The sequence below is a fragment of the Pseudomonas sp. NY15374 genome, assembly GCF_048068255.1.
GTDB lineage: Bacteria > Pseudomonadota > Gammaproteobacteria > Pseudomonadales > Pseudomonadaceae > Aquipseudomonas > Aquipseudomonas machongensis.
The window spans coordinates 53,383-80,271 of the sequence record NZ_JBLUPZ010000003.1; the positions used below are offsets into that span (position 1 = coordinate 53,383).

Sequence of the window (26,889 nt, forward strand, 5' to 3'; positions counted from 1 at the left end):
ACCGGCACTCTTCATCCGCGTCCGTCTACACTCGAATCAGCCCCCTGATAGAGAGAGGTCGCCATGCCCTTGATGCCGGCACTTCTGCTGCTGCTCTTGATGATCTGGAACACAGCGGCCGGCGCCCTGACCCTGACGGACGAAGAACAAGCCTGGCTCAACGCCCATCCGCAGCTGCGCCTGGGCGTGGATGCGTCTTGGCCGCCATTCGAATTTCGCGACCAGGAAGGTCGCTATCAGGGATTGGCCGCCGACTACATTGCCCTGATCCAGCAACGCCTGGGCGTTTCGCTGCAGCCAATCGAGCCGAGCAATTGGTCGCAGGTACTCGAGCAGGCACGACAGAACCGCATCGACCTGCTTCCAGGCATCATGTCGACGCCCGAACGCCAGTCCTACCTGGCCTTCACCCGCCCCTACCTCGACTTCCCCATCGTCATCCTTGCCCACGAAGGCGGCCCTCAGCCACGCACCCTCAAAGACCTGTACGGCCTGAAAATCGCGGTCGTGGAAAACTACGCTCCCCATGAGTTGCTACGTACCCACCACCCGGATCTCAATCTGGTGGCCTTGCCCAATGTGAGTTCAGCCCTGCAGGCGTTGGCTACCGACGAAGTGGATGCAGTGGTTGGCGACCTTGCATCGAGTATCTGGAGCCTGCGCCAGCTCAAGCTCGATGGCCTGTACGTCAGCGGCGAGACGCCCTACCGCTATCAGTTGGCCATGGCCGCGCCACGGGAACAGAAAATCCTCATCGGTATTCTCGACAAAGTCATGGCTGACCTGAGCAGCGCCGAAATCAGCGACATTCAGCAGCGCTGGGTCGGCAACGTCGTCGATCAACGGAGCCTATGGCGCGATCTGCTGGTCTATGGCCTGCCGACACTGGCCGTGGTGTTGCTGATCCTCGCCGCCATGCTGCGCATCAACCGCCGTCTCAGCTCGGAGATTTCGCGGCGGATCGCCCTGGAGCAAGAGCTGCGCAGCAGCGAATACCACTACCGCAGCCTGATCGAAAGCCTTTCGGCCATCGCCTGGGAAGCCGACGCCAACGACTTCACCTACAGCTACGTCTCCCCACACGCCGAGGGCCTGCTTGGCTACCCGCTGAGGGAATGGCTCAGACCTGGTTTCTGGCGCGGTATCCTGCACCCCGAGGACGCCCTCTGGGCCCAGGCCTACTGCGACGCCGAAACCGCTGCCGGGCGCGACCACAGCCTCGACTATCGCGTAATACGTGCCGACGGGCACATCCTCTGGGTGCGCAATATCGTCAGCATGATCGAGCACGGCCACAAGCCGCTCATGCGCGGCCTGATGATCGACATCAGCGAAACCAAACGCACCGAGGATGCCCTGCGCCTATCCGAACAGAAGTTCGCCTCGGTGTTTGAGCAATGCCCCGACATCCTGCTCATCGCCCGTCACAGCGACGGATGCCTGCTGGAAGTCAACAAAGCATTCGAGGAGCAGATCGGCCTGAGCCCGGCCCAGGTCATAGGCCGCACCGCCACAGAACTGGACCTGTGGGGCGTTGCGGGCTCCGGCCCGACGATCCTTGAGCGCATGCAACTGGGCGGCATCCGCAACCTGGAAATGAGCTTCCGGCGCAGCAATGGCGAGTTATTCACAGGCCTCACCTCCGCTGAAAGCTTCGACCTGGATGGCACACCGGCGCTGGTGGTTGCCGTGCGCGACATCAGCCAGCTCAAGGAAACTCAGCAACAGTTGCAGACTTCCGAAGAGAAGTTCGCCAAGGCCTTCCACGCATCGCCCGACGGCTTGCTGCTGTCGCGCCAGAGCGATGGCCTGCTGCTGGAAGCCAACGAAGGTTTCTGCCGCTTGACCGGCTACGACATCAACCCAAGCCTTGGCCACAACAGCCTTGATCTGGGCATCTGGCTCGACCTCAACGAACGTGATCGGCTGATCGAACTGCTCAAGCGCGATGGTTTTGCGCGCGATTTCAGTTGCCATATCCGCCGTAGCGACGGCCAGATCCGCCTGTGCGAAATGTCCGCTCGGCCGCTGCCAATCGGCGGCATCGACTGCATGCTGACCATCACCCGCGACATCACCGAGCGCCACATGATGCAGGAAAAACTGCAACTGGCCGCCACGGTCTTCGAGAACACCGCCGAGGGCGTGCTGATCACCGACACCGAGCAGCGCATCAGTGCCGTCAATCGCGCCTTCAGCGAAATCACCGGCTACAGCGAGCTCGAAGCCCTCGGCCAGACCCCGCGTCTGCTCGCCTCCGGCCAACACGACAGCGCCTTCTACGTCGCCATGTGGCATCAGCTCACCGCCGAAGGCCATTGGCAGGGCGAGATCTGCAACCGACGCAAGAACGGCGAGTTCTACCCCAGTTGGCTGACCATCAGCGCCGTGCGCAACAGCGAACACGAGACCACCCATTTCGTCGCCGTGTTCGCCGACATCTCCAGCCTCAAGCACGCCCAGGCCAAGCTCGACTACCAGGCCCACCACGACCCGCTCACCGGCCTGCCCAACCGCACCCTGTTCGAGAGCCGCCTGCAGGCTGCCCTCACCTGCGTCCAGGCTTCCAGCCGCCAGGGCGCCGTGCTGTTCCTCGACCTCGACCGCTTCAAGCACATCAACGACAGCCTCGGCCACCCGGTCGGCGACCTCTTGCTAAAAGGCATCGCCCAACGCCTGAAAGAGCAGGTGCGCGATGTCGACACCGTCGCCCGCCTGGGCGGCGACGAATTCATCATCCTCTTGCCCGGCCTGCATCGCCCAAGCGACGCCAGCGCCATCGCCAACAAGCTGCTGACGTGTTTCCACGCCCCAGTTCAGGCCGGCGAGCACGAGTTCTTCACCAGTGCCAGCATCGGTATCAGCCTGTACCCGCAAGACGGCACCGACGTCGCCACATTGATCCGCAACGCCGACGCCGCGATGTACCGCTCCAAGGCCAAGGGCCGCAACCGCGTCGAAAGCTACACCCTCGACCTCACTGCCCAAGCCAGCGAACGTATTTTCCTCGAGCATGAGCTACGCCGCGCCATCGAACGCAACGAACTGAGCCTGTACTACCAACCCAAGTTCAGCCTCAAGACCCAGGGTTTGGTCGGTGCCGAGGCGCTGATCCGCTGGAACCACCCGACCTTCGGCGAAGTACCACCGGAGCAGTTCATCCACCTGGCCGAAGAGAACGGCAGCATCCTCCAGCTCGGCGACTGGGTGCTGGAGCAGGCCTGCCGGCAGATGCACACCTGGAAGCGCACGTACCAAGCATTCGGCCCACTGTCGATCAACCTCGCGGGCGCTCAATTACGCCAGCCCAGCCTGACCCGACGTATCGAACACCTGCTCAAGACCTTCCACCTCAAGGCCGGCGACCTGCAGCTGGAAATCACCGAGAACTTCATCATGAGCCAGGCCGAGGAAGCCCTGGCCATCCTGCATCAGCTCAAGCACCTGGGTGTGCAACTGGCGATCGACGACTTCGGCACCGGCTACTCCTCGCTGAGCTACCTGAAGCGCCTGCCGCTGGATATCCTCAAGATCGACCAGTCGTTCATCCGCGGCCTGCCCGACGATCCCCACGACGCCGCCATCGCCCGCGCCATCATTGCCCTGGGCCGCAGCATGCAGTTGACCATCATCGCCGAAGGCGTGGAGAACCAGGCCCAACAACGCTTCCTGGCCGCCGAAGGGTGCGAACAGATCCAGGGCTACATCGTCAGCCTGCCCCTGCCCGCCGACGAGTTCGCCGCCACCTTTCTTCGTATAGCACTATCGGATCTTTCAGATGGCACCCTTAGCAAACCCTCGTTATAATCCGGCCGACCTCTGGGGCCTATAGCTCAGTTGGTTAGAGCAGAGGACTCATAATCCTTTGGTCCACGGTTCGAGTCCGTGTGGGCCCACCAAACTCAAAGCCGCGCACTGCGTGGCTTTCGTGTTTTTGGTGGAACCACCTCAGCTACAATCCTATGGTCTAAAGGTACAAATTAGGTACAGTGCGGCTTCGCTTGCACGCCTTTGGAGTCCTTCAGAAGGCTACAATCGTCAAAACCCCTGCTGGCACCTGGAAGGCCGTTATCCGTAAGACCGGATGGCCAACCAACGCCAAAACATTCCGCACCAAACGCGACGCTGAGGATTGGTCACGACGCACCGAAGACGAGATGGTGCGCGGTGTGTACATCCAGCGCAGCGGCTCCGAGCGAATGACGCTTGAAATAGCTCAAGCGCTACCTGACCGACATTACACCTACAAAGAAGCCTACGACTCAACGCGGTGAGATCTCCAAGGCCAAGAAGCTAACGGAGCATCTGGGCAAGTATTCTCTCGCAGCCCTTTCCGCTGAAACCATTGCCAACTATCGCGACAAGCGCCTTAACGAGCCAGGCCGCGCAGGCACGACAAGCAACAACACCGTTCGCCTGGAGCTGGCTCTACTGAGCCACGTTTTCACGGTCGCGATCCAGGAGTGGGGGCTGGGCCTGACGTTTAACCCCGTGTTGAATATACGCAAGCCAAGCCCGGGGGAGGGTCGCAATCGTAGGCTCTCGCCCGATGAGGAACGGCGGCTGTTCGCAGAGGTGAATCGACATAGCAATCCAATGCTTGGGTGGATCGTTGGCATCGCTCTGGAAACTGGTATGCGCTCAGTTGAAATCGCGTCGCTACGCAGACCTCAGGTGGATACAGAGCGCCGCATCGTAAGACTCGTTGACACGAAAAATTATGGTCAACGAACTGTGCCACTGAGCAAGCGAGCGACTGCGCTTTTCAAAGCCGCGATGATGAATCCCGCTCGCCCTAGCGACTGCAACCTGGTGTTTTTTGGTGAACCTGGGAAGGACGGGAAATGTCGCCCCTACGCGTTCACAAAAATCTGGGGGCTACTGGTCAAGAAGCTACAGCTAGCCGACTTCAGATTTCACGACTTGAGACATGAGGCGGTAAGTCGCCTGGTGGAGGGCGGCCTCTCCGACCAAGAGGTATCGAGCATCAGCGGCCATAAATCAATGCAAATGTTGAAGAGATATACGCACTTACGCTCAGAGGATTTAGTTGCCCGGCTAGATAGCATGTCAAAAAGAAAGAAAAGTTTAGCTAAACCTCCAAAGGCAGTTTAGCTAAAGTCCTAGCTATTTTTTCGTGACTCTCAAGCGGAAACTGAATTTTAGCCGCTAAAACATTACAACCCTGGGAAAAGTTTAACTAAATAACCACGAAGCACTATAGCTAAACTTCTGCAATGTCAAGCAAAGTTTGAAAAAAGCCTTTTAAAAATAGCGTTAAGTGTCATAGGATATCCGAAATTAAGCGGAGGACACCTAACATGACCACGGAAGAATACATACGTGACTTATTCTCTGGGGCTCCACTTTTGTCCCTTGAGCAGCTTGCAGAGGTATTACATAGAAGCAAGGACGGCCTGAGAATCAGCCTGAGTGGCGACAATGAGGTATCGAGAAAATTTCTTCCTTGCAAGGTCAGAATTGGCAGAAGGATTTACTTTAGAACCGCAGATGTAGCCAAGGTTCTCGAGCAGGGCTGACGAAGATGTCTATATCTCTAGTTATAAAAAGGAAAGTGTCAAGCCATTTCACAATTATCCCTAACGATTTAATAAGCGACTCAAATCTGAGCTGGAAATCGTTGGGTCTATTGGTGAAATTACTATCGTTACCTCCAGGCTATCCATACCTGACAGTGGAATCGTTATCCAAGAAAAACGGCACTGGCACAGCTGCAACCAGGAGTGGGTTAAAGGAGTTGGAGGACGCAGGCTACTTGAGTATCGAGCGCACCCATGACTCCCGAGGCCGATTCGCAAAGACGGTATGGCACATCTCTGACGAACCCTGTGAGAACGCTAACGCTGCACCATATTGTAATAATTCGAACATGGATAAACCGCAGACGGAGCAGCCGCACCTGGAAAAACAAGCACATATAAATACTAACAAAACAATAAAACCAAAAAATAAAAAACTACTACGTCCCTCGGCGATGTGCCGGTAGCCGCTGGTCCACAGCTGCGGCTGACGGCATTGGTCTCAGCGGAAACGAGAAGCCAAATTTTCAGGGCACTGGAGCAGGTTGCTCCCGTTGACCAACAACGCATGCTGAACGAACTGTCGGCAGCGATTAAAGCAGGATCTATCAAAACCACAGCAGTCCGGTGGTTTCACGGAATCATCAAGCGATATAGAGATGGCACCTACAACTTCAAGGACCAAGCACCTGCGGGAAAATCTACGTGCAACGATAACGCACATCGCTATACCTCGACAGACACCCCGGAATTAGGACGCTCAACTGTCAACAACGAAAATCGGTCTCGGGTAGGAAAGGAATATTTGAAGAAGCTAAAGATAAATAGACCTAACCCTGGCTCATCACCAGCCCGAATTTTGACAACTGAAAATCTAGACTCTAACTCTGAGTCGTAGTCATCCATGAGGTTGAGATGAACCCCCTTACCATACGGATCGCGGAACGAGTACTCGCTACCTACCCGCCTTCAGATCCGACCACCAACTTAGCTAAATTTATACTGCTACGCGGGGAAATTTCGCAAGCAGTTGAAGGTGGTTGGTCCTTGTTAGGAATATGGAAGACCTTACATGACGAAGGGTCTATCGACTTTGGCTATCAAGCTTTTCGTCGCTATGCCAGAAGATTGCTTCCCATGAACTGCGGCGTTCCATAGCTATCTGGGTCCGTTGCTGAGCCGAACAATAGTTGCTCTAGCGTTCAACATCCGATCATTTCCGTTGTTTCGGCGTTCAGTTAAGAACTGACCATTAAAGTAAACATGTTGCTTACCGATGATCACTACCGATGCCTACCTCAGCCACAAGAACATTCAGGGCAAGACAGGTGAAGTTAGCTAAGCGACAAGTCGCTTAGCTAACTTCACTCACGCGTATTCGCGCCTACGGCGCTCAATGCTGTCTTGCTGGTCAAGGCAACCGCTGCCGCGCCTTACCGCACATCTAAGAAAGGTCAAATCACGCTCAGCGACGAGAGTAAACAGACACCCATAAATTCGGAAAGTACTTAAGCGCACCGGCGCTATCCGGTGAAATTCGAAGTTTAAGTAAAGCACAGCAAAGATAAGCACTCCAGTTGCCAAGGCGCCTAAGCTTAGGCTAAGTGACCAAAAGCACGCAGGACGCTAATTACGTATTTCAAATCGTCATAGCGGATACTGGCCAAGGGAAACTCACCATCCTTTTTTACTAAGTATTACCGACGACACGAACTTGATCGCCGCCAGGGCTCAATTGACTCAGAAGTGTTACGGGAATCATTGAGAAGATCGCGACAAATCAAGATTAAGTTCCCGACCATACTAGATATCTAAAAATGTACCCGCGAGATAGACCTTATCCAACCCTTCCTCTTTTTATCCAAATCGACATAATAAAAACCTGCTTATCAGGATACTTTAACCCTTATAGATCCACACTTAATCTTCCTGACATCATCGGCAATTAACACGCTGCAATTAGCAGCCCAGGGCAATTCATATTTTGGGCTGTTAAAAGCCAACCACAATCGGGCAGACACAAGCTATAAAACAAAAGCAAGCATTAAGCGCTTGCCGCCGAACATTGAACCCTAGATATACTTAACCAAGCAAATTCCGCCACAGCTGACACTGCACACCCAAAAAAGACGACTACTCGCAATACTAACCTATCAGATTTTACATACTCCATCACAATCAAACCTAGACTGTTAGCGACACCACTCACTCCAACCCCAACCTGGGTAAAATTAGTTAAACCATAGCTTTAGCATGCGCTAACCTGAGTCTCGGATACTTACAGGGTAAATATACCCATGAGAAATAAGCGACGTTTTTTAAAAAGTGGCAGCCTTGAGCATGATGGCGTACACATCCGCCATTCAGAGCAATCGGCCGCAGCCTATCAAGAAAACGCTTGGCGCGCGCCACCCCGTACGCGGCCTCAGGCAGCTAGGGGTTCGGCTCGTTGGCCAGCCAAAAGAGCGCTGAACGGTGCCCCTAGCCTCAAGATCCTGTATACTGCAACCATTAAAACGCCATTCCTGGAACAGGAATGGTGAACATACTTCAAACTGAGGAGCAGGTATGTCACTTTTCAGTCAACTCGAAGAGCTTCAGTGGAAGCAGTTACAACATGATGAGAAGTACCATAAGGACATTTGGCTTTTGCCTGTTCAGCAGCGCATAACCCATATGACTTTGCACCTAGCAAAATACAGTGCAAAGCTCACCGTAGCTGCCATCGACAATGACTCAGAAGACTTTAAAAAAACCTTAATTGACTGCCTTATCATAACACTTTCGTCTGCCAATATATTCAACTCTAGAATCTATGATATCGCCCTTAGCGATTACGAGAAGAGCCTGGACAACATAGGTGACTTAGCCAACCACATTATTGACAGCGAACAAAACAGCGCTTTCGATAACACGCTACTGGATTTCTCAAAGAAAATATCTTTTCATGTGGGTAAATTGTGCAAGGCTGCGGAGTCGCTAGATCACCTTGAGCCGTTTCCATTCAGGCAAAACATGACCGAATGTCTAGGCATGGGTTTCAGAACTTCGCTCGCAGCCCTTTACACACTTACCAATGAAAATATAGAAGCCCTTTTCTCGAACCGCTTACTTCCGGTTGAAAAAAAGAACATATTCTTCAACCGACTGGGTAACTACGAATCAGGATATTAGTATGTTTTGGAGCGGCGATAAACTCAAGGAAAACCTAGAAAGTTTAGTAACCACTGAGGACGGGACGACTAACGGTATTTCAGTAGACTGTGCTGCTATATCGCTGACGATTGGTGATGAGGTTTATATAACCCCAAGCGACCCTGATAATAGCAAAGATACTGGCGTCAAGAAGAAGCTCACTGCTGAGAAGTCACAGTTCGTAATACCCAAAGGCCAATTTGCATTCCTGCTGACAAGTGAAATCATCTCAGTCCCAGCAAATGCTATGGCCTTAATCTCCTTTAAAGCCTCATACAAGTTTAAGGGACTGATAAACGTCTCAGGATTTCATGTAGACCCTGGATGGAAAGGTAGACTTACATTCTCGGTCTACAATGCCGGACCTCTTGATATTACAATTGAGCGTGGTGATCCATTCGCTTTAATTTGGTTTGCAAATCTCGATCGCGACTCTAGCCCGGAATTCCGAAAATCGGGTACTAATCCGCCAAAATCACTCGATAGCAAGCTGATATCAAATATGTCTGGCGAGGTATTTTCACCTGTAAAGCTTAAAAGCGAGATCGAATCATTAAAAAAAGAAATGCTCACACTTGAAAGCAAAATTATAACCAGATACTCGACTGTGGTCTTCGCTATATTCATAGCCATTCTTGGCTTCGGGCTTCGCAATTATATATTCTCCGGCATCAATGATATCACTGGCATGAACATATTCCCTCAGACCAGTGAAGCCCCCAGCCAACTCAACCAAAAGAGTTCAGGGGAATAAGTTGGCGAAAAAGAGCGATGCGTATGATGAATATTGGTCTTTTGCTTATAATCGTCAGCTTGCCTTCAGGTCGAGAGCAACCGGGATCCCATTCGAAACCACCCCAGACGATATTATAAGCAAATACAAATTTACCAATTGCTACCGAGTCCTTGACAGAACCACTCAGCACCTAATAAAAGAAGTCACCAACGTACCCGATACGTGCGCCGAGAATATTTTTTTTCAAACAATTCTATTCAAAATATTTAACAGTCAAAAAACTTGGCTTCCACTGAAACACCGGATAGGAACGATCGACTATAGAGACTTCGATCCCGATACCTACTGCGCAGTGCTAAGCACCATCAAAGACCTAGGCGATCCAATCTACTCAGCCGCATACATTATGCCCTCGGGTAAAAAAGAGTACGGCAGCGCTGTTAAGCATGAGAACAATATGCAGATGCTAAATCTCATGCTCAAAAGTGAGTTACATAAACGCATATGGGACCTTAAGAATCTAAGGGAAATTTATGAAGAGTTCCTCAAGATACCTACCATAGGCCCTTTTCTGGCGTACCAATACGCGATAGATATCGCTTACAGCAAATTTTCTGAAGCTTCTGAAGATCAATTCGTAGTCGCTGGCCCAGGTGCTGTAAGAGGCATAAAAAAATGCTTCACTAATAGCGATGGCAAGTCAGACAGTTACATCATACAAATGATGACCGAATCACAGGATCGCGAATTTACTAGACTTGGGTTAAACTTTCCATTTCTGGCGAACCGGAAGCTTCAATTAATTGACTGCCAAAATCTTTTTTGTGAGGTCGACAAGTATCTGCGTGTAAAAAGGCCCGACCTGAGCCAGAAGCCCTCTAGAATCAAGCAAAATTACAAAAAGACGCCTAGCGATATTGAGTTCACATTCCCCAGCAAATGGAAAAATGTAGCCATATAAGGACATAGTATGCATATACACCTTAAGCTTGCCCTCAACAAGTTTCACCGATTACTAATAGTTGGAACTATGATATTTATAGTTTTTGCGACTATTGCCACTTACGACACACTGCCTTCAGAGCAAGAAATCTTCAATTGTTTGATACTCAAAGCGCCCGACAACTCCTCACCAACAATTCAACAGCTGTGTGAAAGAGAAATTTTAGAAGCAGTAGTTTCTCTTAAAAAAATTGACCACATATTGCAATCAGCCGTTAGGTATTTCTTCTACTTAACCTTGATCTACTTAGCAATTTTTTCAATGCGCTGGATAGGCAATGGTGAAAAAATCAAGACCTAACTATAACTCGCCCGACTCGCACATATTAAATAGGCGGATAGCATTTAACGATCAATTATGCACTGCGCATAATGAATTTCATCGCAGGGAACATGCTTTGGTATCGGCGCGACCCTGATGCTGTTTGATGCATGAATCAGTACAATAGCGGTACAGTCGCTAGCTGAGGAAGGTTACTCTAAACTACGCTCAACGCCATGTTTTATGAGGTCTCCAGCTATGGTAACCTACGCCCAGCCTTGAGTGCTTTCGCTAGGCACATCGATTAGCCAAGCAACTCATAATCCTTTGGTCCACGGTTCGAGTCCGTGTGGGCCTACCAGATACGATAAAGCCGCGCATCAGCGCGGCTTTTTTGCGTTTGGTTGGACGGCCACGTCAGGCGAATAACCCTCAGCCGCCAATCCCCTCCAGCGTCACCTCCACCAGAGCCTCCACATACGCCGCTTCCAGCGGCTCACCGGAAAACAGAATCCGGTACACCAGCGGGGCCATCAGTCTATCGACCACGCGATCATTGCTCGGAACCGGCTCACCGCGTGACACTGCGCGTTCGAGAATCGCGCCAAACTGTGCCGTGGCAATTTCCAGGCAGCGTCCGGAGCAGCCGCCGCCTGCCGCCAGCAAGTCGAGCACCGCGGCGCGGCCGGGTACCGATGACGTCTCTTCCATGTACTGGATGCCCCAGGCGAGCAAATCTCCAGCCAGGCTGCCGGTGTCGGTCGGGCCGCTGTCCGGGCGGATGCGCTGCAGCGCAACGTCACCCAGCAGTTCGTTGAGGTCGCCCCAGCGTCGATAGATGGTCGAAGGCGTTACTCCGGCGCGGGCAGCGATCAGCGGCACGGTCAGTTCGCCACGCTCGCGCTCCTCCAGCAGCTGATTGACCGCATTGTGGACCGAGGCCTGGACCCTCGCACTACGCCCGCCTGGACGCACGCCCTGATTGATCGCCATATACACCTTAACGCAAAGAGTTTGCTTTTATCTCGAAACAGGTTCATCGTCTGCAAAAGCTAACTCTTAGCCTTTGCGAGAGCAACCATGAGCGATACCTTACCCAAAAGCATGCGCGAACGCCGCAACGGTCTGTCTCGCGCTGCCTCCCTGTGGTTATTGGGGGCGATACTGATCGCCTTTTCGGCTGCGGCCAGCGCGCCGACACCCCTCTACGCCCTCTACCGCGAAACCTGGGGCTTCTCGCCGGCCTTGCTGAGTGTGGTCTTCAGCATCTACGCGGGCGGCTTGCTGCTGACATTGCTGGTGTGCGGCTCGCTGTCCGATCACATCGGCCGGCGCCCAGTGATAGCAGCCGCCTTGGCACTGGAGGTGTTGGCCATGGCGGTATTCCTGCGTGCAGAATCGGTCGAGGCGTTGATCGTCGCCCGCTTGCTGCAGGGCTGCGCCACAGGGCTTGCCACCAGTGTGCTGGGCGCCGCGTTGCTGGATTTCGACCGTGAGCGCGGGCCGCTGCTCAACAGCGTGACACCGATGCTGGGCCTGGCCCTTGGCGCCTTGGGCAGTAGTGCGTTGATGCAGTTTTCCGGCGAACCGCTGCACCGGGTGTTCCTGGTTCTGTTGGGGATCTTTGCGTTGTTCGCGTTGGTGCTGGCGCGCCTGCCGGAAAGCATCAGCCGTCAGCCCGGTGCATGGGCCTCGCTGCGGCCACGGGTGCGGATTCCGCCGCAGGCCCGGCGGGCCTTCTGGCGGATCGCACCGCTGAATGCGAGTCTCTGGGCATTGGGGGGCTTCTACCTGTCACTGGGGCCGACGCTCGCGCGCCAGGTCACAGGGCTGCAGGCACCGCTGGTCGGCGGCACCTTGGTCTTTCTCCTCACCAGTTGCGGCGCGCTGGGCATCTTCGTCCTGCGCAACAGCGAGGCCCAAGTGATCCTGCGCCGCGGCAGCCTGGCACTGGTCACCGGCCTGCTGCTGACCCTGATCGGCGTCGACTGCGGCCTGGCCTGGCTGTTCTTCCTCGGCACCGCAGTCGCCGGCCTGGGCTTTGGTGGCGGTTTTCTCGGCGCCTTGCGCTCGGTCGTGCCGCTGGCCCACGCTCACGAACGCGGCGGGCTGATGGCCGGATTTTATGTGCTGAGTTACCTGGCCTTCAGCCTGCCGGCAGTTGCCGCCGGCATCGCCACCCAGCATGTCGGGCTGGTCGTTACCACCAATGCCTATGCCTGTGTGTTGCTGCTGGCGGCAGTCATGGTGCTTTTGTCTGGCAGTCGCGGCAATCGTTCGCCTGCAGCGTCGGTCGGCTGAACCTCACGGCAACCGTCAGCGCTGCAGCAGCGTCGCCTGCCGTGGGTTGTAGAACGTCGTGTCGGCGGGAATGTCGCGGGTGACCAGTGACATCGCACCGATCACCACGTTGTCACCGATGCGCAGGCGGTCGGCGATGATGCAACTGTTGGCACCCAGGCTGACGTTGTCGCCGATCTCCAGCGCGTAGTGCTCCAGCCCCAAGGTCTTGATACCGATCGTGCAGTTCTGGCGGATGAAGAAATTGCGCCCGATCCGTACATGCCGAGTGATGACAACGCCTGGCAGATGGGCGATACGCAACCCAGGCGCAATCTGCGCGCCGATGTCGATGTCCAGCGCATACTTCAGATTGAGTCGCTGCTGCATGCCGCGGGCATACCGGCGGGCCAGCCCCCCTTTGCCGTCCAGGTACTGAGCCAGACGGTAGGAAAACAGGAAGCGCAGCTTGTTATCCCTGCGTGACCGACGCAGGACGTTACTCAGCAAACTGACCAATCGCCCCGGCTTCTTTTTGTTGGAGACTTCCAGTCGCCAGCACTCCAGCAGATGTTCGAAGGTCAATGCCGGTGTCCCCTGCGCTATCAAAAGCCCCAGCGTAACAAGGTTTTCCAGAAATACTTCAGCGGCGAACGCAGGTGGCGCCCCCAGTTCTGCTGCCACTGCGCATCCTCATGCCGGGCGACACGCGCATCCTGGGAGGCGGCAGTGCTGATGCGGCGGAACAGCATCGGGTAAACGCAGTGCTGCTTGATCCGTCGCTTGAACAGGCTGTCCAGCGTTCTGCCGTCGTAGGGCGCGGCAACCAGCACTCGACAGCCTTCCTGGGAAAGGATGTAGGCATGCGGTGCACTGACCCGCCCACGGGCGATGAATGGAAACCAGGTCAGCCAGGTGCGGCCCATCGTATAGCCCAGGTGCAGGCTCTCGAACGGCCGGGTGGCGATGAAGCGGTTGATCCAGTTGATCGACGTGGCACGCCAGTCGTAGGGCTTGGCATCGTCCTCGAAAATCAGGATGCGCTGCCAGCCGTGCTCCAGGGCCATCAGCGCCAAGGCGCGATGGGACTCGTAGTGGCCCCGAATCGGGTTGATGTCCTTGTCCCTGAGGTGGAAGACCAGTGGATTGCCAATCCTGCTGCCCACTTCCCGCATGAAGCGCTCGCGGCTGTCCTGCCGATCGCGCAAGGAAACACAGAACGCCGCATCGACGTCGAACTTGAACAGGCTGGACACGTGGCACCTACAGCTAGGCAGAGGGGATTTCTGGCGTCAATTCTTTAGCGAGAATGATTATCAAATACCAAGTGCCGCATCATAATACGCACCCGCTCAAGGACAGAAGTGAAATCGATTTAATCATTTTGCCATCATCGTGCGAACGGCTCATCTTGCCGCCCGAGCCCAGGTCTGGCTAGGCTAGCGCACCCATTGCAGAGATTTGTCATGCCGGACTCCCGCGCCATCGCCCTCGACGAAATCGATCGTCAGCTCATTGCCCTGCTGCAGATCAACGCCCGCGAAAACGTCGCTACCCTCGCACGCCAGCTGGGCATCGCCCGCACCACCGTCACGTCGCGTCTGGCGCGCCTGGAGAAGCACAAGGTGATCACCGGCTACGGCGTGCGCCTGGGCCAGCGCCTGGTCGGGGGTGGTCTGCAGGCCTATGTCGGCATCACGGTGCAACCACGATCAGGGCGCGAAGTGGTGCGCCGCCTGTCGGCGATGGGGCAGGTACAGCAGCTGTGCGCGGTGAGTGGCGAGTTCGACTACGTTGCCTGGCTGCTCAGTGACTCACCGGAACAGCTGGACCAGTTGCTCGACCAGATTGGCAGCCTAGAAGGGGTGGAAAAGACCACCACCTCGATCATCCTCAGCAGCAAGGTGGATCGCGGGCAGCCTGGATAGGCGTTTGTCATAATGCGAATCCTGATCGTCATATCGACATATCAGCCTGCATATCGACGCCACTATTGCTCTTAATTACGAACGCCACGCTTCATAAAATGACCGCCACGCATTTCCTATACTCAGGCTCCGCTCTCAGCGCAGCCGCTCTGGCAAGGTCATCAGATGAACAAGAAAAACCGCCACCCCGTCGACGGCAAGCCGCCGGTCACCATCTTCGGCCCTGATTTTCCTTTCGCCTTCGATGACTGGCTCGAGCATCCCGCAGGCCTTGGCAGCATTCCCGCGCAAAGGCATGGCGAAGAAGTGGCGATCGTCGGTGCCGGCATCGCTGGGCTGGTGGCGGCCTACGAGCTGATGAAGCTGGGCCTCAAGCCGGTCGTCTACGAAGCCTCGAAGCTCGGCGGGCGCCTGCGCTCGCAAGCCTTCAACGGCACCGACGGTATCGTCGCCGAACTGGGCGGCATGCGCTTCCCGGTATCGTCCACCGCGTTCTACCACTATGTCGACAAGCTCGGCCTGGAAACGAAACCCTTCCCCAACCCGCTGACCCCGGCGTCGGGCAGCACGGTGATCGACCTCGAAGGCCAGACCTACTACGCCGAGAAAGCCGCCGACCTGCCGGCCCTGTTCCACGAGGTGGCCGAAGCCTGGGCCGATGCACTGGAGGACGGCGCACGCTTCGGCGAGATTCAGCAGGCCATCCGCGAGCGCGACGTGCCGCGCCTGAAGGCCCTGTGGGATACCCTGGTGCCGCTGTGGGACGACCGCACCTTCTACGATTTCGTCGCCACCTCCAAAGCCTTCGCCAAGCTGAGCTTCCAACACCGGGAAGTGTTCGGCCAGGTCGGTTTCGGCACCGGCGGCTGGGATTCGGACTTCCCCAACTCGATGCTGGAAATCTTCCGCGTGGTCATGACCAACTGCGACGATCACCAGCACCTGGTGGTCGGAGGTGTGGAGCAAGTGCCGCAGGGCATCTGGCGACATGTGCCGGACAGCACTGCGCACTGGCCGGCCGGCACCAGTCTTCGCTCGCTGCACGGCGGCGCGCCGCGGGCCGGGGTCAAGCGCATCGCCCGTGCCAGCGATGGCCGCCTGGCGGTTACCGACAACTATGGCGACACCCGCCACTACGCCGCGGTGCTCACCACCTGCCAGAGCTGGCTGCTGACCACCCAGATCGACTGCGAAGAGTCGCTGTTCTCGCAGAAGATGTGGATGGCCCTGGACCGCACCCGCTACATGCAGTCGTCGAAGACCTTCGTCATGGTCGATCGCCCGTTCTGGAAGGACAAGGATCCGCAGACCGGCCGCGACCTGTTGAGCATGACGCTCACCGATCGCCTGACCCGTGGCACCTATCTGTTCGACAACGGCGACGACAAGCCGGGAGTGATCTGCCTGTCGTACGCATGGATGAGCGATGCGCTGAAAATGCTGCCGCATCCGACCGAGAAACGCGTGCAGCTTGCCCTGGATGCGCTGAAGAAGATCTACCCGAAAACCGACATCGCGGGGCACATCATCGGCGACCCGATCACCATCTCCTGGGAAGCCGACCCCTACTTCCTCGGCGCCTTCAAAGGCGCGCTGCCAGGCCACTACCGCTACAACCAGCGCATGTACGCGCACTTCATGCAACAGGACCTGCCCCCCGAGCAGCGCGGCATCTTCATTGCTGGCGACGACGTGTCCTGGACCCCGGCCTGGGTCGAAGGCGCGGTGCAAACGTCGCTGAATGCGGTGTGGGGTATCATGAACCACTTCGGCGGCAAGACCCATGCGGACAATCCCGGGCCGGGCGACGTGTTCCACGAGATCGGCCCTATCGCCCTGCCTGACTGAGACGAGGAGGCGCTCATGCGCATCGCCCTGTTCCAGGGAGCGCCCAGGCCACTGGACGTGCCCGGCAATCTAGAACGCTTGCAGCACCAGGCACAACTGGCCGCAGCACGTGGTGCGCAAATGCTGGTGTGCCCGGAGATGTACCTCAGCGGCTACAACATCGGCGCCGAAGCGGTGCAGCGCCTGGCCGAACCCGAAGACGGACCGTCGGCCATGGCGGTGGTGGAGATTGCCCAGGCGCAGCGCATCGCCATCGTCTATGGCTACCCGGAGCGGGCCGAGGACGGCTCGATTCACAACAGCGTGCAACTGATCGACGCCCACGGCCGCAGCCTGTGCAACTACCGCAAGACCCACCTGTACGGTGAGCTGGACCGCTCGATGTTCAGCCCGGGCGCCAACCACTTTCCGGTGGTCGAGCTCGATGGCTGGAAGCTGGGGCTGCTGATCTGCTATGACATCGAATTCCCCGAGAACGCCCGGCGCCTGGCGCTTGAGGGTGCCGAGCTGATCCTGGTGCCGACCGCGAACATGACGCCCTACGACTTCGTCTGCCAGGTGACGGTGCGCTCGCGGGCGCAGGAGAACCAGTGCTATCTGGTATACGCCAACTACTGCGGGGCTGAGGCTGAGATCCAGTATTGCGGGCAGAGCAGCATCATCGGCCCGGACGGCAGCCTGCTGGCCATGGCCGGACGCGAGGAATGCCAATTGCTGGCCGACCTTGAGCACGAACGGGTGGTGAAGGGGCGTGAGGCGTTTCCGTATCTTGCGGACCTGCGGCGGGATCTTCACCGCGGTCAGGATTGAAGCCGACGGCAAAGAAGCGGGTTCACCGGCGAAATCGGCACCGTGGCAGATGGCACCGGCCCGGTCGCCGTAAATGCGCTAGCATCGCTTCATGACCGACGCTATCAACACACTCACCCTGCCCAACGGCCTGCGCCTGACCCTGCGCCACGCCCCGCGCCTCAAGCGCGCCGCCGCAGCCTTGAGGGTCCATGCCGGCAGTCATGACGCTCCGGTGAGGTGGCCAGGCATAGCGCACTTTCTCGAGCACCTGCTGTTCCTCGGCACCGCGCGCTTCCCGCTGGAAGACGGGCTGATGCGGCATGTCCAGGCGTTCGGCGGCCAGGTCAATGCCAGTACCCGCGAACGCACCACCGATTTCTTCTTCGAAGTGCCCGTCTCGGCCCTGGGCTCAGCGCTGGAGCGCCTGTGCCAGATGCTCGCCGAACCGGACCTGAGCCTGGCGCGCCAGCACCGCGAGCGTGAAGTGATCCATGCCGAGTTCATCGCCTGGTCGCGCAATGCCGAGGCGCAACGCCAGTTCAGGCTGTTGCAATGCGTATCGCCACATCATCCCTTGAGCGGGTTCCACGCAGGCAACCGGTACAGCCTGGCGTTGCAGGACCCGGCTTTCCAGCGCGCGCTGGGCGACTTCCATGCTCGCTTCTATCGCGGTGGGCAGATCCATCTGAGCCTGTGCGGGCCGCAATCGCTGATGCAGCTCGAAGCACTGGGCCGGCAGTTCGGCAGCCTGTTCAGGGCGGGCGAAATGCAAGCGCAAACACCTCCCGCCCCCTTGCTCGATACCCCCTTGATCGAGCTCGAAGCCTCCAGAGGCGGCCTTGACTTGCTGTTCGCCCACGAGCACCTTCCGCCAGGTGCCGAGCAGGCCCTGGACCTGCTGCAGGCCTGCCTGAACGACAGCCGCCCAGGCGGCTGGCTCGATGCCCTGCGCCAACGCGGCTGGCTCCAGGAGGTTCACAGCGATTCGCTGTATGCCTTTGCCGGCCAGTTGCTCTGGCACATCCGCCTGCAACTGCAGCCGGACGCCCCGCCAGCCGAGGTTCGCGCACTGCTGCACGGCTGGTTCGGCGCGCTGCGGCGCCTGGACGCCGCAGCGCTCAACAACGAGTTCATGCGCCTTCAACACAGTCGCAAGCAAGCAGCCAGCGCACTTGAACTCGCCCGTCGGGACAGTGCCCAGCGGCCGTTCGAAGCGCTGGATGCCCAGGCACTGAAAGCCTTCAAGGCACTGCTCGATGATCTGCCGAGCGGTGAGCAGGGCCAATGGCAGCAACCGCACGATGAGCCCCTGCTGATCGCCGACCTCCCGGTTGGATGCGCAGCGCTGCCGGATGATCTGACCGTCAGCGACATCCTGCCGGTCGAGCGAGGCCTCGCAACGCTGTATCTACGCTGGCGTATCGCCTCACCCCTGCGCGAGCGCTTTCACGCAGTGCTGTCACAAGCGCTGCAACCACTGCTCGAACGCGCCCGCCGCGCCTCGCTGCAGCTGGACTTCTCTCTCATTGGCGAACACTGGCAACTGCGCTGTGCGGGCATGCCTGGCGCGGTAATCCGCACCCTCGACCTGGCCTTGGAACACCTACGCCAACCTGCACCCCACTTGCTGCACACACCTGCGCCCGCCGAGCCAGCGCACATCCCGATCAGGGCACTGCTCGAGGCACTGCCAGATCACCTGCGCGAGGCAACCATACAGCCACAGCCAGCCTGCCTACTGGAGCTGACAATGCTTGGGCAGATCTGGGCCAGCGCGCCTCGACACGGCCTCGCCATCGGCTTCGATGGCGCAGCGCAAGCGGCCCTCGGCGCGGTATTGGCACATGCACCGGGGTTGACGGAGGCGCCACCGCCGGCCTCCCGGTCGTTGCCGGCCCGACGCTGGCTGCATCACCCCACGGGCGGCAGCGAGCATGCGCTGCTGCTGTTCTGCCCGGTTCCCGCACACGATGAAGGCGCAGGTCGGGTACTGGCGCAAGCGCTGCAAGGGCCGGTTTACCAGCGCCTGCGGGTCGAACTGCAACTGGGCTATGCCGTGTTCAGCGCCTTTCGTCAGATAGAAGGCCAAGGCGGCCTGCTGTTCGGTGTGCAATCGCCACAGGCAACGCCCGGCCAGATTCTCGAACACCTGCTCAGCCTGTTGGCCGACGGCGTCACGTTCGACCCCGCCGCCGTAAGGGCCCTGGCCGCGCAGTTCGAGGAGCCGGCGATGGCCAATGCGGAAGTCGCCGAATGGGCCTGGCAGACATATCTGGCTACAGAGCCGACAGACCTTTCCCATCTGCGCAGGTCTATTCTCAGGACAGACCAGCCAATACTGGACGATCTGGTGAAACGCCTTCTGGACGCCGAGCACGGCTGGCTATGCCTGGCCACCAGCGAAGCACCGGATGCGCGCATTGAGCAAATTCTCTCTGTCTGAGGCGAGGATTGTTACCTGTACTGCAAGGGCGCTTTTCGAAGAATTAACCTTTCGGTACAAATTTTTCTTGTAAGATAGCGCAATCTCAGCCAATGGAACCTCCTGACTCAGGCGGCACCAAAGTAGATAGCTGACATCCACCCACACCATCCGGAAGGAGTTCGACCATGACCACCTGGACCAAACCCGCTTACACCGACCTGCGCATCGGCTTCGAAGTCACCATGTACTTCGCCAGCCGCTAAGCAGCGCTGCAGTGCAACGCCTCGGCCCGCCGGGGCGTTTTCGTTTCATGGACCAGGGGCAAGACAGTAGCCATGTACATCCAGATTCTCGGTTCCGCCGCCGGTGGCGGTTTCCCCCAGTGGAACTGCAACTGCGTCAACTGCAAGGGCTTTCGCGATGGCAGCCTGCGCGCAACGGCACGCACCCAGTCGTCCATTGCCCTGTCCGACGACGGTGAGCACTGGATCCTGTGCAACGCTTCGCCCGACATCCGCGCCCAGCTCCAGGCCTTTGCACCGATGCAGCCGGCACGTGCCCTGCGCGACACCGGTATCGACGCGATCGTCCTGCTCGACAGCCAGATCGACCACACCACCGGCCTGCTCAGCCTGCGCGAAGGCTGCCCGCACCAGGTCTGGTGCACCGACATGGTCCACCAGGACCTGAGCACCGGCTTCCCGCTGTTCACCATGCTCAGCCACTGGAACGGTGGCCTGCAGTGGAATCGCATCGAGCTGCAAGGCAGCTTCGTCATCCCCGCCTGCCCTGATCTGCAATTCACGCCCTTCCCATTGCGCAGCGCGGCGCCACCCTACTCGCCGCACCGTTTCGACCCGCACCCAGGCGACAACCTTGGCCTGCTGGTCGAGGACCTGCGCACTGGCGGCAAGCTGTTCTACGCGCCGGGGCTGGGTCAGGTCGACGACAACCTGCTGGAGATGATGCACGGCGCCGATTGCCTGCTGGTCGACGGCACCCTGTGGGAAGACGATGAAATGCAGCGCCGCGGTGTCGGCACCCGCACCGGCCGCGAAATGGGCCACCTGGCCCAGAACGGCCCCGGTGGCATGCTGGAGGTGCTCGATGCCTTCCCACGCCAGCGCAAGGTGCTTATCCACATCAACAACACCAACCCGATTCTCGACGAGGACTCCCCGGAGCGCGCCGAAGTCCAGCGCCGTGGCGTGGAAGTCGCCTACGATGGCATGAGCATCGAGTTGTAAGGAGGCCTGATGAGCGACGCACTGCCGATGTCCCCTGCCGAGTTCGAGCAGGCCCTGCGCGCCAAGGGCGCCTACTACCACATCCATCACCCCTACCACGTGGCGATGTACCAGGGCCGCGCCACGCGCGAGCAGATCCAGGGCTGGGTGGCCAACCGCTTCTACTACCAGGTGAACATCCCCATGAAGGATGCCGCGATCCTGGCCAATTGCCCGGACCGCGAAGTACGCCGCGAGTGGATCCAGCGCCTGCTCGACCACGACGGCGCCCCCGGCGAGGACGGCGGCATCGAAGCCTGGCTGCGCCTCGGCCAGGCGGTGGGCCTGGACCCGGAGCAACTGCGTTCGCAGGAACTGGTGCTGCCCGGCGTGCGCTTCGCCGTCGACGCCTATGTCAACTTCGCCCGCCGTGCATCCTGGCAAGAAGCGGCCAGCAGCTCGCTGACCGAGCTGTTCGCCCCGCAGATCCACCAGTCGCGCCTGGACAGCTGGCCGCAGCACTATCCCTGGATCGATCCGGCCGGCTACGAGTACTTCCGCACCCGCCTGGGCCAGGCCCGACGCGATGTAGAGCATGGCCTGGCGATTACCCTGCAGCACTACACCACGCGCGAAGGGCAGGAGCGTATGCTGGAAATCCTGCAGTTCAAGCTGGATATCCTCTGGAGCATGCTCGATGCCATGAGCATGGCCTATGAACTGAACCGCCCGCCCTATCACAGCGTCACAAGCGAACGGGTCTGGCACAAGGGGATCGCACTATGAGTCTCGACCGCACACTGGTGCCGAACTGGCGCACCGGCTACCGCTTCCAGTACGAACCCGCGCAGAAGGGCCACGTGCTGCTGTACCCCGAAGGCATGATCAAGCTCAACGACAGTGCCGGCCTGATCGGTGGGCTGGTCGATGGCCAACGCGATGTCGCGGCGATCATCGCTGAGCTCGAAAAGCAATTCCCCGGTATCCCGGAAGTGGCCGAGGACATCGAGCAGTTCATGGAGGTGGCCCGTGCCGAACACTGGATCACCCTCGCCTGAGGTGCCGGTCGGCCTGCCGTTGTGGCTGCTGGCGGAGCTGACCTATCGCTGCCCGCTGCAGTGCCCGTACTGCTCCAACCCGTTGGACTTCGCCGCCCAGGGCAAGGAGCTGAGTACCGAACAGTGGTTCGAGGTGATGGCACAGGCCCGTGAAATGGGCGCGGCGCAGATCGGCTTTTCCGGCGGCGAGCCACTGGTGCGCCAGGACCTCGCCGAGCTGATCGGCGAGGCCCGGCGCCTGGGCTACTACACCAACCTGATCACCTCCGGCATCGGCCTCACCGAGCAGAAGATCGCCGCGTTCAAGCAGGCCGGTCTGGACCATATCCAGATCAGCTTCCAGGCCAGCGACGAACAGGTGAACAACCTGCTGGCCGGCTCGAAGAAGGCCTTTGCGCAGAAGCTGGAAATGGCGCGCGCGGTGAAGGCCCACGGTTATCCGATGGTACTGAACTTCGTCACCCACCGGCACAACATCGACCGGATCGACCGCATCATCGAGCTGTGCATCGCCCTCGAAGCCGACTTCGTCGAACTTGCCACCTGTCAGTTCTACGGCTGGGCGCACCTCAATCGCCTGGGCTTGCTGCCGACCAAAGAGCAGCTCGAACGCGCCGAGCGCATCACCAACCAGTACCGTGAACGGCTGAAAGCCGACGGCAACCCGTGCAAACTGATCTTCGTCACCCCCGACTACTATGAAGAACGCCCCAAGGCCTGCATGAACGGCTGGGGCAGCCTGTTCCTGACCATCACCCCCGACGGCACCGCCCTGCCCTGTCATGGCGCGCGTCAGTTGCCGGTGCAGTTTCCCAACGTGCGCGACCACGACCTGCGGCATATCTGGTACGACTCGTTCGGCTTCAACCGCTTTCGCGGTTACGACTGGATGCCCGAACCCTGCCGTTCGTGCGACGAAAAGGAAAAGGACTTTGGCGGTTGCCGCTGTCAGGCCTTCATGCTCACTGGCGATGCCAGCAAGGCCGACCCGGTGTGCGCCAAGTCGCCGGATCACGGCATCATTCTCAAGGCCCGCGAGGAGGCGCAGACCGCTCAGATGAACATCGAACAGATGACCTTCCGCAATGAGCGCAACTCCCGTGTCATCGCCCGCGGCTGAGTTCAGCGCCACCCAGGCGGTGGCCGCCGGCACCGACTTCGCCGAACTCAAGGTCGGCGAGCAGGGGCTGTTCTGGAACGAATTCCGCCCCGCCGATGGCGCCTGCCGTATCTGGCACTGGCGCCAGCAGCAGGCCCACTGCCTGACACCGGACGGTTTCAGCGCGCGCAGCCGAGTGTATGAATACGGCGGCGGCAGTTTCTGCCTGGCCCCGCAGACGGTGGTCTTCGTCAACGAGAAGGACCAGCAGGTCTACAGCCAGGCGCTGGACGGCTCGCCCCCCCAAGCACTGACAGCAGCCTCAGAATGCCGCTATGGCGACCTGCAATGGCATGACGGCCAGGTGCTGGCGGTCGAGGAGCGGCATGGCGAATGCGTCGAGCACCGCTTGGTGAGGCTGGCCGCAGGCATGCGCCAAGTACTGGCCGAAGGTGCCGACTTCTACGCCTCCCCTGTTCTGAGCCCCGACGGTCAGCGCCTGGCGTGGATCGAATGGGATCGCCCGGCGCAGCCTTGGACCCTCACCCGCCTGATGAGTCGCGCGCGGCAAGCCGACGGACACTGGGGGCCGACGCACTGCGTGGCCGGCCAGGACGAGTCCCTGCAACAGCCTCGCTTCGACACTGACGGCAGGCTGTATTGCCTGTCCGACCGCAACGGCTTCTGGCAGCCCTGGGGCGAGTTCGACGGCGGCTGGCAGGCTATCCCTGCCGAAGCTGCCGACCACGCTGCTGCGCCGTGGCAACTGGGCGCCTGCACCTGGCTGCCCCTGGGCCCGCAAGGCTATCTCGCGACCTGGTTCGACAACGGCTTCGGCAAGCTGGCGATTCGCAGCGAAGACCAAGACCTGCAAGTGTTCGCCGAGGACTACACGCGGTTTCGCAGCCTGGCGATGGACGCACAGCACCTCTATGCCATCGCCGCCTCACCCACGCGCCCACCGGCAATCCTCGCCATCGCACGCGACGGCCAGCGCAGGCGGGTCCTGGCAGGTGGCGGCGAGGTACTGCCAGCCGAGCGCATCAGTTATCCACAGCCCATCCGCTACCCGAGTGGCGACGCCCTGGCCCATGGATTCTTCTACCCAGCCATGGACAGCCAGCACACACCCCCGCTGGTGGTGTTCATCCACGGAGGCCCGACCTCGGCCTGCTACCCGGTACTCGACGCACGCATCCAGTACTGGACCCAGCGTGGTTTCGCCGTCGCCGACCTCAACTATCGCGGCAGCAGCGGCTATGGCCGCGCCTATCGCCAGGCATTGCACCTGCGCTGGGGCGAAATCGACGTGCAGGACGCCTGCGCCGCCGTTGCCTTCCTCGCCGGGCAAGGCTTGATAGACGCGGACAAGGCGTTCATTCGCGGCGGCAGTGCCGGCGGCTACACCACCCTGTGTGCCCTGGCCTTCCACGACGTATTCCGCGCGGGCGCCAGCCTCTATGGCGTCAGTGATCCCATCGCGTTGGGCAAGGCGACTCACAAGTTCGAAGGCGATTACCTGGACTGGCTGATCGGCGACCCGCAGCAAGATGCCGAGCGCTACCGGCAACGCACGCCGCTACTGCATGCTGAGCGGATCAAGGCGCCAGTGATCTTCTTCCAGGGTGAGCTGGATGCGGTGGTAGTGCCGGAACAGACCCGCAGCATGCTGGAGGCGCTGAGAGCCAATGGCATCGAAGCGGTTGGGCACTTCTACCCTGAGGAGCGTCATGGTTTTCGCAAGGCACAGAACCTTGCCCATGCGCTGGAGGAGGAATGGCGGTTTTATTGCCGGGTGTTGGCGGGTTGAGGGGGCCGCGCCCGGCCCCCTCATGCGCTAGCGCTTGGCGATGATGTACACCGCGTGCACGATCCCCGGAATGTAGCCCAACAGGGTCAGCAGGATGTTCAACCAGAACGCGCCGCCGAAGCCAACCTGCAGGAACACGCCCAAAGGCGGCAGAAGAATAGCGATGATGATACGAATGAAGTCCATGTGAAGCTCTCCTGGGATGGTTCTCAACACAGACTAGTGCGCTTCGCTGGAGGTTCCACACTGATATCACGCCTGAAAAAAAACGCCCCGGGCCAAATACAGCTGGCCAAGGGCGATGCGCAGGAACGCGAGACGGTTCGTTGAAATTCGGTGGTCAGGCCGTCGCTTCGCGGCGAACCTGTGGGTGGGAATGCAAGCGGGCGAAGGCCCGGGATAACCGCTGCAACATTTCGTCGATATTGCCCCGGCTAACGGTCAGCGCCGGCGAGAAGCGCACCACATCCGCTTGCGGGGCATTGAGCAGCAGGCCTTCGTGCAGTGCGGCCTCGACCAGTTCCTGGGCCAGGGCTTCACGCAACTGCAACGCCCATAACAACCCTTGGCCCCGCACCTCGCCCTGCCCGTAGCGCCCCGCCAGACGGCTAAGACCCTCGCGCAGGTGCCGGCCGCTGTCATGCACCTTCTCGAGAAAACCCGGCGCCAGCACGGTATCCAGCACCGCCAGGCCCGCCGCGCTCATCAGGGCGTTGCCGTGGTGGCTGCCCTCGAGCTCGCCCGGCGCGGCGCAGCAGGCCGTACCGCGGGCCAGCAGGGCCGCCAGCGGCACCCCACCACCCAGGCCCTTGCCCAAGGTGAGGATGTCGGCACGCACGCCGTAGGTCTGTTCGGCCAGCAGCGCGCCACAACGGCCGATACCGGTCTGCACTTCGTCGAGAATCAACAGGATGCCCAGCTCGCGGCAGAGCTTTTCGACTCCCTGCAGGTATTCACGTGTCGCCGGAATCACGCCGGCTTCGCCCTGGATCGGCTCGAGCATGATCGCCACGGTGCGCGAGTCGACCTCGGCATGCAGCGCAGCCAGGTCGTTGAACGGCACCTTGCTGAAGCCTGGCAATCCCGGTTCGCAGCGGTTGCACGGCAGCGGGTCGGACGCCGACAGCGCGCCAAGGCTGCGGCCATGGCAGGCCTGGCTGGCCGTGATGATGTGATAGGCGCCGCCGCGATGCAGCTGGCCCCATTTGCGCGCAAGCTTGATTGCGCCCTCGCAAGCCTCGGCGCCACTGTTGAGCAGGTACGCCTGGTCGCTGCCGGTGCTTTGGCACAAGCGCCCGGCCAACGCCAGCAGCGCCGAGCTGTGAAAGCCCGCGCCCGGATTGATCAGGGCCTGGGCCTGGCTGCCGAGGGCTCTGGCCAGCGCTTCAGGGCTGTGCCCGAGGCTGTTGACCGCGCAGCCCTGGGTGAAGTCCAGGTACGCATGCCCCTGGTCGTCCCACAACCACGAACCCTGACCCCGCACGAACACCTGAGGTGCGCGCTCGCGGCCAGGCATCAGCCACTCGCGGGACAACGGCGAGGGCTGCGCCTCATGCGTCGGACTCTGCACGGGCCCGGCAACGGCCGCAGCCGAACGACGCAGCTTGAACAGGTTCATGATGACTCCAAGGCAATCACGGGGACGGCAAGGCGCCCCGGTCTTCGCCTGAGGTCGGATATTTTGCCTT

22 protein-coding genes, 1 tRNA gene and 1 pseudogene are annotated in these 26,889 nt (G+C 59.2%); 19 read left to right on the top strand and 5 right to left on the bottom strand.

Going from position 1 to position 26,889, the window contains the following annotated elements:
• Positions 1-63: 63 nt before the first annotated feature.
• The 8 genes and pseudogenes from ACNFHO_RS08190 to ACNFHO_RS08225 all read left to right on the top strand — a co-directional run bounded on the left by ACNFHO_RS08190 (position 64) and on the right by ACNFHO_RS08225 (position 10,432).
• The gene (locus ACNFHO_RS08190) at positions 64-3,807 is read left to right on the top strand and encodes an EAL domain-containing protein (protein ID WP_416765923.1); all 3,744 of its coding nucleotides are present in this window, start codon (positions 64-66) and stop codon (positions 3,805-3,807) included.
• A 15-nt stretch (positions 3,808-3,822) separates the two neighbouring features.
• A tRNA-Ile gene (locus tag ACNFHO_RS08195) sits at positions 3,823-3,899 on the top strand.
• Between the two features lie 102 nt (positions 3,900-4,001).
• Positions 4,002-5,115: pseudogene (locus ACNFHO_RS08200) on the top strand (site-specific integrase).
• 206 nt (positions 5,116-5,321) lie between these two features.
• Positions 5,322-5,540 (top strand): hypothetical protein, encoded by a 219-nt coding sequence (locus ACNFHO_RS08205; RefSeq protein WP_028633554.1) that lies wholly within the window; start codon positions 5,322-5,324, stop codon positions 5,538-5,540.
• Positions 5,541-6,455: 915 nt separating this feature from the next.
• A complete protein-coding gene (locus ACNFHO_RS08210) occupies positions 6,456-6,698 on the top strand; it encodes a TraK family protein (RefSeq protein WP_392517036.1) in 243 nt (80 codons plus the stop codon).
• Between the two features lie 1,410 nt (positions 6,699-8,108).
• The gene (locus tag ACNFHO_RS08215) at positions 8,109-8,714 is read left to right on the top strand and encodes a hypothetical protein (RefSeq protein ID WP_392517035.1); all 606 of its coding nucleotides are present in this window, start codon (positions 8,109-8,111) and stop codon (positions 8,712-8,714) included.
• Position 8,715: 1 nt separating this feature from the next.
• Positions 8,716-9,489 (top strand): dCTP deaminase domain-containing protein, encoded by a 774-nt coding sequence (locus tag ACNFHO_RS08220; protein WP_416765926.1) that lies wholly within the window; start codon positions 8,716-8,718, stop codon positions 9,487-9,489.
• Position 9,490: 1 nt separating this feature from the next.
• Positions 9,491-10,432: a nucleotide kinase domain-containing protein gene (locus ACNFHO_RS08225; protein ID WP_416765927.1), complete on the top strand. Its 942-nt coding sequence runs from the start codon at positions 9,491-9,493 to the stop codon at positions 10,430-10,432.
• 735 nt (positions 10,433-11,167) lie between these two features.
• On the opposite strand, the gene ACNFHO_RS08230 is transcribed toward ACNFHO_RS08225, so the two are convergent.
• Positions 11,168-11,728 (bottom strand): TetR/AcrR family transcriptional regulator, encoded by a 561-nt coding sequence (locus ACNFHO_RS08230; protein WP_063542370.1) that lies wholly within the window; start codon positions 11,726-11,728, stop codon positions 11,168-11,170.
• Between the two features lie 87 nt (positions 11,729-11,815).
• On the opposite strand from ACNFHO_RS08230, the gene ACNFHO_RS08235 reads away from it, so the two are divergent.
• A complete protein-coding gene (locus tag ACNFHO_RS08235) occupies positions 11,816-13,036 on the top strand; it encodes an MFS transporter (protein WP_416765930.1) in 1,221 nt (406 codons plus the stop codon).
• A gap of 15 nt (positions 13,037-13,051) precedes the next feature.
• Here the strand turns inward: ACNFHO_RS08235 and ACNFHO_RS08240 are convergent, their stop codons facing one another.
• Together ACNFHO_RS08240 and ACNFHO_RS08245 are read right to left on the bottom strand one after the other, a co-directional pair.
• Entirely contained in the window at positions 13,052-13,600 is a 549-nt protein-coding gene (locus ACNFHO_RS08240; RefSeq protein ID WP_063542366.1) for a serine acetyltransferase, read from the bottom strand.
• Positions 13,601-13,620: 20 nt separating this feature from the next.
• Complete coding sequence (locus ACNFHO_RS08245) at positions 13,621-14,271, bottom strand: hypothetical protein (RefSeq protein ID WP_253781889.1); 651 nt, start codon at positions 14,269-14,271, stop codon at positions 13,621-13,623.
• A 210-nt stretch (positions 14,272-14,481) separates the two neighbouring features.
• Here ACNFHO_RS08245 and ACNFHO_RS08250 point away from each other — a divergent pair, with 210 nt between their 5' ends.
• The 10 genes from ACNFHO_RS08250 to ACNFHO_RS08295 all read left to right on the top strand — a co-directional run bounded on the left by ACNFHO_RS08250 (position 14,482) and on the right by ACNFHO_RS08295 (position 25,201).
• Positions 14,482-14,943, top strand: a complete 462-nt coding sequence (locus ACNFHO_RS08250) for an Lrp/AsnC family transcriptional regulator (RefSeq protein ID WP_063542364.1) — start codon at positions 14,482-14,484, stop codon at positions 14,941-14,943.
• A 165-nt stretch (positions 14,944-15,108) separates the two neighbouring features.
• On the top strand, positions 15,109-16,791 hold the full coding sequence (locus ACNFHO_RS08255; protein ID WP_054892203.1) for a flavin monoamine oxidase family protein: 1,683 nt from the start codon (positions 15,109-15,111) through the stop codon (positions 16,789-16,791).
• Positions 16,792-16,806: 15 nt separating this feature from the next.
• Positions 16,807-17,601, top strand: a complete 795-nt coding sequence (locus ACNFHO_RS08260) for a carbon-nitrogen hydrolase family protein (protein ID WP_112897171.1) — start codon at positions 16,807-16,809, stop codon at positions 17,599-17,601.
• Positions 17,602-17,692: 91 nt separating this feature from the next.
• Positions 17,693-20,026 (top strand): pyrroloquinoline quinone biosynthesis protein PqqF, encoded by a 2,334-nt coding sequence (pqqF, locus tag ACNFHO_RS08265; protein WP_416765934.1) that lies wholly within the window; start codon positions 17,693-17,695, stop codon positions 20,024-20,026.
• Between the two features lie 167 nt (positions 20,027-20,193).
• Positions 20,194-20,271 (top strand): pyrroloquinoline quinone precursor peptide PqqA, encoded by a 78-nt coding sequence (pqqA, locus tag ACNFHO_RS08270; RefSeq protein ID WP_081255326.1) that lies wholly within the window; start codon positions 20,194-20,196, stop codon positions 20,269-20,271.
• A 72-nt stretch (positions 20,272-20,343) separates the two neighbouring features.
• A complete protein-coding gene (pqqB, locus tag ACNFHO_RS08275) occupies positions 20,344-21,255 on the top strand; it encodes a pyrroloquinoline quinone biosynthesis protein PqqB (protein ID WP_416765936.1) in 912 nt (303 codons plus the stop codon).
• Positions 21,256-21,264: 9 nt separating this feature from the next.
• Positions 21,265-22,020, top strand: a complete 756-nt coding sequence (gene pqqC / locus ACNFHO_RS08280) for a pyrroloquinoline-quinone synthase PqqC (protein ID WP_054892199.1) — start codon at positions 21,265-21,267, stop codon at positions 22,018-22,020.
• Positions 22,017-22,292 carry a pyrroloquinoline quinone biosynthesis peptide chaperone PqqD gene (gene pqqD / locus ACNFHO_RS08285; protein WP_416765939.1) on the top strand — a complete coding sequence of 92 codons (276 nt, stop codon included), beginning with the start codon at positions 22,017-22,019 and terminating at the stop codon, positions 22,290-22,292. Before pqqC ends, pqqD begins: the two co-directional genes overlap by 4 nt.
• Complete coding sequence (gene pqqE, locus ACNFHO_RS08290; protein WP_054892197.1) at positions 22,264-23,412, top strand: pyrroloquinoline quinone biosynthesis protein PqqE; 1,149 nt, start codon at positions 22,264-22,266, stop codon at positions 23,410-23,412. The genes pqqD and pqqE overlap by 29 nt, the downstream gene beginning before the upstream one ends.
• The gene (locus ACNFHO_RS08295) at positions 23,378-25,201 is read left to right on the top strand and encodes a S9 family peptidase (RefSeq protein ID WP_416765941.1); all 1,824 of its coding nucleotides are present in this window, start codon (positions 23,378-23,380) and stop codon (positions 25,199-25,201) included. The genes pqqE and ACNFHO_RS08295 overlap by 35 nt, the downstream gene beginning before the upstream one ends.
• 27 nt (positions 25,202-25,228) lie before the next feature.
• Here ACNFHO_RS08295 and ACNFHO_RS08300 read toward each other — a convergent pair whose 3' ends face one another.
• Both ACNFHO_RS08300 and ACNFHO_RS08305 read right to left on the bottom strand, forming a co-directional pair.
• Positions 25,229-25,387 carry a YqaE/Pmp3 family membrane protein gene (locus ACNFHO_RS08300; protein WP_003177654.1) on the bottom strand — a complete coding sequence of 53 codons (159 nt, stop codon included), beginning with the start codon at positions 25,385-25,387 and terminating at the stop codon, positions 25,229-25,231.
• A 154-nt stretch (positions 25,388-25,541) separates the two neighbouring features.
• A complete protein-coding gene (locus ACNFHO_RS08305; RefSeq protein ID WP_416765943.1) occupies positions 25,542-26,819 on the bottom strand; it encodes an aspartate aminotransferase family protein in 1,278 nt (425 codons plus the stop codon).
• Positions 26,820-26,889: the final 70 nt, after the last annotated feature.